Here is an 8,431-nt window from a genome sequence, read left to right on the forward strand (position 1 = left end):
GGTAGTTTTCCAGACCGATCAGTTTGATCAGACCCAACTGCTTCTCAAGCCAGTATAGATGAATACCGCCGCGCTTACATCAAAGCCTTGAAACCAGTCTTTGAACAGACCTTGAGCGAATTGGTTGAGCTTGAAGGTTTGACGCTCAGCTATTACCGAGGCTGGGACAAAGACCGTGAATTGAGTGCCGTGCTCGCCGGTTCCGTTCAGCGGGACCAGCAAATGGGACATACCCAGGCCGGACCACAACGCGCTGATTTGCGTCTCAGATTGGGCGCACATAATGCCGCGGACATCTTGTCTCGCGGCCAGCAGAAGTTGGTGGTCTGTGCATTGCGGATTGCCCAAGGGCATCTGGTCAGCCAGGCTCGCCGTGGCCAATGTATTTATCTGGTGGATGACTTGCCGTCCGAACTGGACGAGCACCACCGACGCGCGCTTTGCCGCTTGCTGGAAGACTTACGCTGCCAGGTGTTTATCACCTGTGTAGATCACGAATTATTGAGGGAAGGCTGGCAGACGGAAACGCCAGTCGCTCTGTTCCACGTGGAACAGGGCCGTATCACCCAGACCCACGACCATCGGGAGTGAAGGCATTGAGCGAAGAAAATACGAATACGTACGACTCAACCAGCATCAAAGTGCTGAAAGGCCTGGATGCCGTACGCAAACGTCCCGGTATGTACATTGGTGACACCGACGATGGCAGCGGTCTGCACCACATGGTGTTCGAGGTGGTCGACAACTCGATCGACGAAGCGCTCGCTGGCCATTGCGACGACATCAGCATCATCATCCACCCGGACGAATCCATCACCGTTCGCGACAACGGTCGTGGTATCCCGGTAGATGTGCACAAAGAAGAAGGCGTCTCGGCGGCCGAGGTCATCATGACCGTCCTGCACGCCGGCGGTAAGTTCGACGACAACTCCTACAAAGTATCCGGTGGTCTGCACGGTGTAGGTGTCTCGGTGGTGAATGCTCTGTCCGAAGAGCTGGTACTGACCGTTCGCCGTAGCGGCAAAATTTGGGAGCAGACTTACATCCACGGTGTTCCGAAGGAGCCGATGAAAATCGTCGGCGAGAGCGAAACCACCGGCACCCAGATCCACTTCAAACCCTCCGACCTGACCTTCAAGAACATCCACTTCAGCTGGGACATCCTGGCCAAGCGGATTCGTGAACTGTCCTTCCTCAACTCCGGTGTCGGCATCGTCCTCAAGGACGAGCGCAGCGGCAAGGAAGAGCTGTTCAAGTACGAAGGCGGTCTGCGTGCGTTCGTTGAATACCTGAACACCAACAAGACTCCGGTCAACCAGGTGTTCCACTTCAACATCCAGCGTGAAGACGGCATCGGCGTGGAGATCGCCCTGCAGTGGAACGACAGCTTCAACGAGAACCTGTTGTGCTTCACCAACAACATTCCACAGCGCGATGGCGGCACTCACCTGGTGGGTTTCCGTTCCGCACTGACGCGTAACCTGAACACCTACATCGAAGCGGAAGGCCTGGCGAAGAAACACAAAGTCGCCACCACCGGTGACGATGCCCGTGAAGGCCTGACCGCAATCATTTCGGTGAAAGTACCGGATCCGAAGTTCAGCTCCCAGACCAAAGACAAGCTGGTGTCTTCCGAAGTGAAGACCGCGGTCGAACAGGAAATGGGCAAGTACTTCTCCGACTTCCTGCTGGAAAACCCGAACGAAGCCAAACTGGTCGTCGGCAAGATGATCGACGCGGCACGTGCGCGTGAAGCGGCGCGTAAAGCCCGTGAGATGACCCGTCGTAAAGGCGCGCTGGATATCGCCGGCCTGCCGGGCAAACTGGCGGACTGCCAGGAAAAAGACCCTGCCCTGTCCGAACTGTACCTCGTGGAAGGTGACTCTGCTGGCGGCTCCGCCAAGCAGGGTCGCAACCGTCGCACCCAGGCCATCCTGCCGCTGAAAGGCAAGATCCTGAACGTCGAGAAGGCGCGTTTCGACAAGATGATCTCTTCGCAAGAAGTGGGCACCTTGATTACCGCGCTGGGCTGCGGCATCGGCCGTGACGAGTACAACATCGACAAGTTGCGTTATCACAACATCATCATCATGACCGACGCCGACGTCGACGGTTCGCACATCCGCACCCTGCTGCTGACCTTCTTCTTCCGTCAGTTGCCGGAGCTGATCGAGCGCGGTTACATCTACATCGCCCAGCCGCCGCTGTACAAGGTCAAGAAAGGCAAGCAAGAGCAATACATCAAAGACGACGACGCCATGGAAGAGTACATGACGCAGTCGGCCCTGGAAGATGCGAGCCTGCACCTGAACGAAGAAGCACCCGGCATCTCCGGCGAAGCGCTTGAGCGCCTGGTGAATGACTTCCGTCTGGTGATGAAGACCCTCAAGCGTCTGTCGCGCCTGTACCCACAGGAACTGACCGAGCACTTCATCTACCTGCCTGCCGTCAGTCTCGAGCAATTGTCCGATCACGCCGCGATGCAGGATTGGATGGCCCAGTACGAAGTTCGTCTGCGCACTGTCGAAAAATCGGGTCTGGTCTACAAGGCCAGCCTGCGTGAAGACCGCGAACGTAACGTATGGCTGCCGGAGGTCGAATTGATCTCCCACGGTCTGTCGAATTACGTCACTTTCAACCGCGACTTCTTCGGCAGCAACGATTACAAGACCGTCGTCTCGCTGGGCGCTCAGCTGAGCACCTTGCTCGACGACGGCGCGTACATCCAGCGTGGCGAGCGCAAGAAACCGGTGACCGAGTTCAAGGAAGCCCTTGAATGGCTGATGGCTGAAAGCACCAAGCGTCACACCATCCAGCGATACAAAGGTCTGGGCGAGATGAACCCGGATCAGCTGTGGGAAACCACCATGGACCCGGCCCAGCGCCGGATGCTCAAAGTGACCATCGAGGACGCCATTGGCGCGGACCAGATCTTCAACACCCTGATGGGTGATGCGGTCGAACCCCGTCGTGACTTCATCGAGAGCAACGCCTTGGCGGTGTCGAATCTGGACTTCTGATCCAGTGTGAGGGTTCTCGAAACAACGGGAATCCTCACATAATTAATACCGGCCAAGCTTCTTGGCCGAGAAAAGCCAACGCTGTAAAGCGTTGGCTTTTTTTGTATTGAAGAAGCGCTTTATTGAAGAGAAGACAGGAACTGTTAACCATTCAACTGGATGCGTATAACTGTCCAATAATGAGTCTGCCCACCCCTAACGGTTCGACATTGACACCTTGGCAAACCGTCTATACTGCATCGGGCTACGCCTGTGACATCGCTGAAGCCAAGTTTCATTATCTTTAGTGTTTATCGATACGCCATTGACCTCCTTATGTTTAGAGGTCTTGATCGAAGTCTACGGAGATGCTTGAAATGACCTACAAAGCCCTTTGCAGTATCGCGTTGGCCAGCTTGATTCTGTCCTCGGCCGGCGGTGCTTATGCCGCAACGACACCCGACAATATGACGTGTCAGCAGTTCCTCGATATGACCCCGGAAGCCCATTCCCCGGTTATTCTTTGGGTGGTCAGTGACGACACAATAAATAAAGAGGGTGATTCTTTCAGCAAAACAACAGTTGATGCGACCGTTCTTCCGAAGGTCGTGGAACTGTGCAAAAAGAATCCCACGAAGAAAATAACCAGTTTTAAACAGGAAATCGCTGGTTTCTTCAAGAAAATGTAATCTTCAAATAAACGCCTCGTCGGTATTAAGACCGCGGGGCGTTATACTTTTTGAACACGTTAATTAATAACTAACCGTGAAACTTTCGTATAAGTCAGTCCTTTTAAGTTGATATTGGAACGGGTTTCAACTCGGGGTCGAGCATAAGCAAACCGTCTCGCTATAACCGAAACGTCGACGTCGATGCCTCCGAGGATTGACGGCGCAGCTCTTCTAATCCCATGCATAAAAAAACCGGCTATATCAGCCGGTTTTTTTGCGTCCGAAAAAACTTATGCACTATTTTCGGCGTTTTATGAACTTAAGAAATATGTATATAAATCATATGCTTATGTAGAAAATTCAGCAGGTTTCAATAAAACGGTACACAGGTTATCCACAAAATTTCAGATAGCCACTTGATCCGTCGCCACCGGGGCCCGAGGCGCCGGTGGCAGCGAACCCATGTCACGCTGCATCTGCTCGTTCCAGGCTTGTACCCGGTCGTTCAACTCGGCAACCGCTCGCGGCCCGCTGCCCACGGCATACATCGGTTCACCGATGATTACAGTGATGACGCCCTGCTTCTTTGCCCAACCGGTTTTCGGCCAGAACTTGCCGGCATTGTGCGCAATCGGCAGAACTGGAAGCGCGGCGTTCACCGCCAACGCGCTACCACCACGGGAGAACTTGCCGATAGTGCCGTAAGGGACGCGAGTGCCTTCGGGAAAGATCAGTACCCAGACGCCGTCCTTCAACAGTTCATCGCCCTTCTTCGCCACATGCTTGAGCGCTGCTTTCGGGTTGTCGCGGTCGATAGCGATTGGGCGCAGCATGGCCATGGCCCAGCCGAAGAACGGCACGAACAACAGCGAACGCTTGAGAACTTGGCTCAATGGCTCGAAATACGCGGAGAGAAAGAACGTCTCCCAGGTGCTCTGGTGGTTTGACTGAATCACACAGGGCTGGTCAGGCACATTCTCGGCGCCTTTGATTTCATAGCTGATGCCCAGAAACACTTTGCTCAGCCACAGGGCGCAGCGGCACCAGTACACGTTGATAAAACGATAGCGCGCCTTGAACGGCAAAAACGGCGCGATAAAAAAGCTCAGGCTGCACCAGAGCAAGGAGCTGGTGCCCAGCAACAGATAAAAGAGGAACGTTCTGATGGCCTGCAGTATCGACATGGTGACGTTTACCGTGCGGGCTCTGCCCGTCTATATAAAGCGCACTCCCGATCAATCCTTGGTCAGGAATCTCGAAAACGCTCTAATTGTGGATAAGTTCTGCGGCAATCGCCGCCAGATCGTCAAAAATCAAGGTGCCTACCGGCAGGGTCTTGCCCTGAGTCTTCTCGCCTTTCCCGGTCTTTACCAAAACTGGCTGAGAATCGACGGCTTTGGCGGCTTCCAGGTCACCGAGACTGTCGCCGACAAACCATAGATTAGTCAGCGATACGTTGTAATGCGCGGCGATGGTTTTCAACATCCCGGGTTTTGGCTTGCGGCAATCGCAGCCTTCGTCCGGCCCGTGCGGGCAGTAGACGATCAACCCGACTTCACCGCCCTGCTCCGCCACTAACGAACGCAAGCGTTCGTGCATGGCCTCCAGGGTGGCGATGTCGTAATAGCCGCGAGCGATGCCCGACTGGTTGGTGGCGACCGCCACCGTCCAGCCGGCCTTGCTCAACTGCGCAATCGCTGCGATCGAACCGGGGAGTGGAATCCACTCCTCCACGGATTTGATGTAAGCGTCGGAGTCGTAATTGATCACCCCGTCCCGATCGAGAATCAGCAGTTTCAAGCAGTCTTACCCCAGCAGCGAAATGTCGGCGACGCCGAGGAACAGCCCGCGCAGACGCGACAGCAACGCATAACGGTTGGCGCGCACGTTGGCGTCATCCGCGTTGACCATCACCGCTTCGAAGAACGCATCCACCGGCTCGCGCAAGGCTGCCAGGCGGGCCAGCGATTCGCTGTACTGACGCGCAGCCGCCATTGGCTGGACAGCCTGGTCGGCTTGCTGAATCGCCGAGTACAACGAGAACTCGTTAGCGTTATCGAAGTACTTGGCTTCCACCACCGACGGAATCGAGCCTTCGGCCTTGCTCAGCAGGTTCGACACGCGCTTGTTCACGGCGGCCAGTGCGGCGGCTTCCGGCAACTTGCGGAACGCTTGAACGGCTTGCACGCGCTGATCGAAATCCAGCGCCGAACCCGGCTTCAGCGCACGTACCGACAGGTAAGTCGCGACGTCGACGCCTTCGTCTTCGTAACGCGCACGCAGGCGGTCGAAGATGAACTCCAGCACCGATTCGTTCAGGCCGGCAGTCTTGATCTTGGTGCCGAATGCAGCAACGGCGAACGCCACGGCATCGTTCAGGTCGAGGTCGAGCTTCTTGTCGATCAGGATGCGCAACACGCCGAGTGCGGCACGGCGCAGGGCATACGGGTCTTTGCTGCCGGTGGGCAGCATGCCGATGCCGAAGATGCCGACCAGGGTGTCGAGCTTGTCAGCGATGGCGACGGCCGCACCGGTCAGGGTGGTCGGCAGTTCAGCGCCGGCACCGCGCGGCATGTATTGCTCGTTCAGCGCCAGGGCGACTTCTTGCGGCTCGCCGTCGTTGAGGGCGTAGTAGTAACCGGCGACGCCTTGCATCTCCGGGAACTCACCGACCATCTCGGTCGCCAGGTCGCACTTGGACAGCAGGCCGGCACGGGAAGCCCAGGCAGCGTTGCCGCCAATGCGTTGCGCGATGTACGCGGCCAGTTTGGACACGCGCTCGGCCTTGTCGTAGACGCTGCCGAGTTTTTCCTGGAACACCACGTTTTGCAGGCGCAGGTTGAAGTCTTCGAGTTTCTGCTTCTTGTCTTGCTTGAAGAAGAACTCGGCGTCGGTCAGGCGTGGGCGAACCACTTTCTCGTTACCGGCGATGATCTGTTGCGGGTCTTTGCTTTCGATGTTGGCCACGGTAATGAAACGTGGCAGCAACTTGCCGTCGGCATCCAGCAGGCAGAAATACTTCTGGTTGTCCTGCATGGTGGTGATCAGCGCTTCTTGCGGCACGTCGAGGAAACGTTCCTCGAACGAGCACACCAGCGGCACCGGCCATTCAACCAGCGCGGTCACTTCATCGAGCAAGGCGGGCGGAACGATGGCCGTGCCTTCCTGCAAGGTCGCGAGTTCTTCGGTGCGCTTGCTGATGATGGCGCGACGCTCGTTGGCATCGGCCAATACGTAGGCGGCACGCAGGTCGGCCAGGTAGTTGGCCGGCGCGGTGATGCGCACGCTTTGCGGATGATGGAAGCGGTGACCACGGGAATCGCGGCCAGCCTTCTGCGCGAGGATCGTGCAATCGATGACCTGGTCACCGAGCAACATCACCAGCCATTGGGTCGGACGCACGAATTCTTCCTTGCGAGCACCCCAGCGCATGCGCTTGGGGATCGGCAAGTCGTTCAGCGAGTCTTCGACGATAGTCGGCAGCAGGCTCGCGGTCGGCTTGCCGGCGATGCTCTGGCTGTAACGCAGTTTCGGACCGCTTTGATCGATTTCGCTCAGGTCGACGCCGCACTTCTTGGCAAAACCCAGGGCTGCCTGCGTCGGGTTGCCGTCGGCATCGAACGCGGCCTGACGTGGCGGGCCGTCGAGGTTGATGCTGCGATCCGGTTGCTGGGTCGCCAGCGCGGTGATCAGCACCGCCAGGCGACGCGGTGCGGCGTAGACGGTTTTGGCTTCGTAGTTCAGGCCAGCAGCTTGCAGGCCCTTGTCGATGCCGGCCAGAAACGCGTCGGCCAGGGTGTTCAGGGCTTTGGGTGGCAGTTCTTCGGTGCCCAATTCAACCAGGAAATCCAGAGCACTCATTGTGCAGCCTCCAGCTTAGCCAACACTTCATCACGCAGGTCCGGGGTTGCCATCGGGAAGCCCAGCTTGGCGCGCGCCAGCAGGTAGGCTTGCGCAACGGAACGCGCCAGGGTGCGTACACGCAGAATGTATTGCTGACGCGCAGTCACCGAGATCGCCCGGCGCGCATCCAGCAGGTTGAAGGTGTGGGACGCCTTCAACACCATTTCGTAGCTCGGCAACGGCAGCGGCTGGTCGAGTTCGATCAGGCGCTTGGCTTCGCTTTCGTAGAAGTCGAACAGCTCGAACAGCTTCTCGACGTTGGCGTGTTCGAAGTTGTAGGTCGACTGCTCGACTTCGTTCTGGTGGAACACGTCGCCGTAAGTCACTTTGCCGAACGGACCGTCAGCCCAGACCAGGTCGTAGACCGAGTCCACGCCTTGCAGGTACATGGCCAGACGCTCCAGCCCGTAGGTGATCTCGCCGGTCACCGGGTAGCACTCGATGCCGCCCGCTTGCTGGAAGTACGTGAACTGCGTCACTTCCATGCCGTTGAGCCAGACTTCCCAGCCCAGGCCCCAGGCACCCAGGGTTGGCGACTCCCAGTTGTCTTCGACAAAGCGAATGTCGTGGACCAACGGGTCCAGGCCGACGTGCTTGAGGGAGCCCAGGTAGAGTTCCTGGAAGTTGTCCGGGTTCGGCTTCAGGACTACCTGGAACTGGTAGTAGTGCTGCAGACGGTTCGGGTTTTCGCCGTAGCGGCCGTCAGTCGGGCGACGACTGGGCTGCACATAAGCGGCGTTCCAGGTTTCCGGGCCGATGGCGCGCAGAAACGTGGCTGTGTGGAAAGTGTGCATCACATCGGCATTCCCACCGACGAGGTCCGTGAAGGGGAACGTTACGCACCGAGCGTTGGCATGT

At 57.3% G+C, this 8,431-nt stretch carries 6 protein-coding genes and 1 pseudogene; 3 read left to right on the plus strand and 4 right to left on the minus strand.

Going from position 1 to position 8,431, the window contains the following annotated elements; translation table 11 throughout:
- Window positions 1-42: 42 nt before the first annotated feature.
- From ACQKP4_RS27500 to ACQKP4_RS27510, 3 genes and pseudogenes are all read left to right on the plus strand, one after another.
- Window positions 43-591: pseudogene (locus ACQKP4_RS27500) on the plus strand (DNA replication/repair protein RecF); the annotation flags it as partial.
- 5 nt (window positions 592-596) lie between these two features.
- Window positions 597-3,020, plus strand: a complete 2,424-nt coding sequence (gyrB, locus tag ACQKP4_RS27505; RefSeq protein ID WP_427637156.1) for a DNA topoisomerase (ATP-hydrolyzing) subunit B — start codon at window positions 597-599, stop codon at window positions 3,018-3,020.
- A gap of 356 nt (window positions 3,021-3,376) precedes the next feature.
- On the plus strand, window positions 3,377-3,688 hold the full coding sequence (locus tag ACQKP4_RS27510) for an HdeA/HdeB family chaperone (RefSeq protein WP_427637158.1): 312 nt from the start codon (window positions 3,377-3,379) through the stop codon (window positions 3,686-3,688).
- A gap of 386 nt (window positions 3,689-4,074) precedes the next feature.
- On the opposite strand, the gene ACQKP4_RS27515 is transcribed toward ACQKP4_RS27510, so the two are convergent.
- The 4 genes from ACQKP4_RS27515 to glyQ form a co-directional block, all read right to left on the minus strand.
- The gene (locus ACQKP4_RS27515) at window positions 4,075-4,854 is read right to left on the minus strand and encodes a lysophospholipid acyltransferase family protein (protein ID WP_427637159.1); all 780 of its coding nucleotides are present in this window, start codon (window positions 4,852-4,854) and stop codon (window positions 4,075-4,077) included.
- A gap of 82 nt (window positions 4,855-4,936) precedes the next feature.
- On the minus strand, window positions 4,937-5,470 hold the full coding sequence (gmhB, locus tag ACQKP4_RS27520; protein ID WP_427637160.1) for a D-glycero-beta-D-manno-heptose 1,7-bisphosphate 7-phosphatase: 534 nt from the start codon (window positions 5,468-5,470) through the stop codon (window positions 4,937-4,939).
- 6 nt (window positions 5,471-5,476) lie between these two features.
- Window positions 5,477-7,531 carry a glycine--tRNA ligase subunit beta gene (gene glyS, locus ACQKP4_RS27525; protein WP_427637162.1) on the minus strand — a complete coding sequence of 685 codons (2,055 nt, stop codon included), beginning with the start codon at window positions 7,529-7,531 and terminating at the stop codon, window positions 5,477-5,479.
- Window positions 7,528-8,431: glycine--tRNA ligase subunit alpha (gene glyQ / locus ACQKP4_RS27530; protein WP_427637164.1), on the minus strand; the 904-nt coding region annotated here is incomplete at its 5' end. The genes glyS and glyQ, both read right to left, overlap by 4 nt.

Source organism: Pseudomonas sp. NPDC086278 (genome assembly GCF_050280905.1).
In the GTDB taxonomy this organism is placed as follows: domain Bacteria; phylum Pseudomonadota; class Gammaproteobacteria; order Pseudomonadales; family Pseudomonadaceae; genus Aquipseudomonas.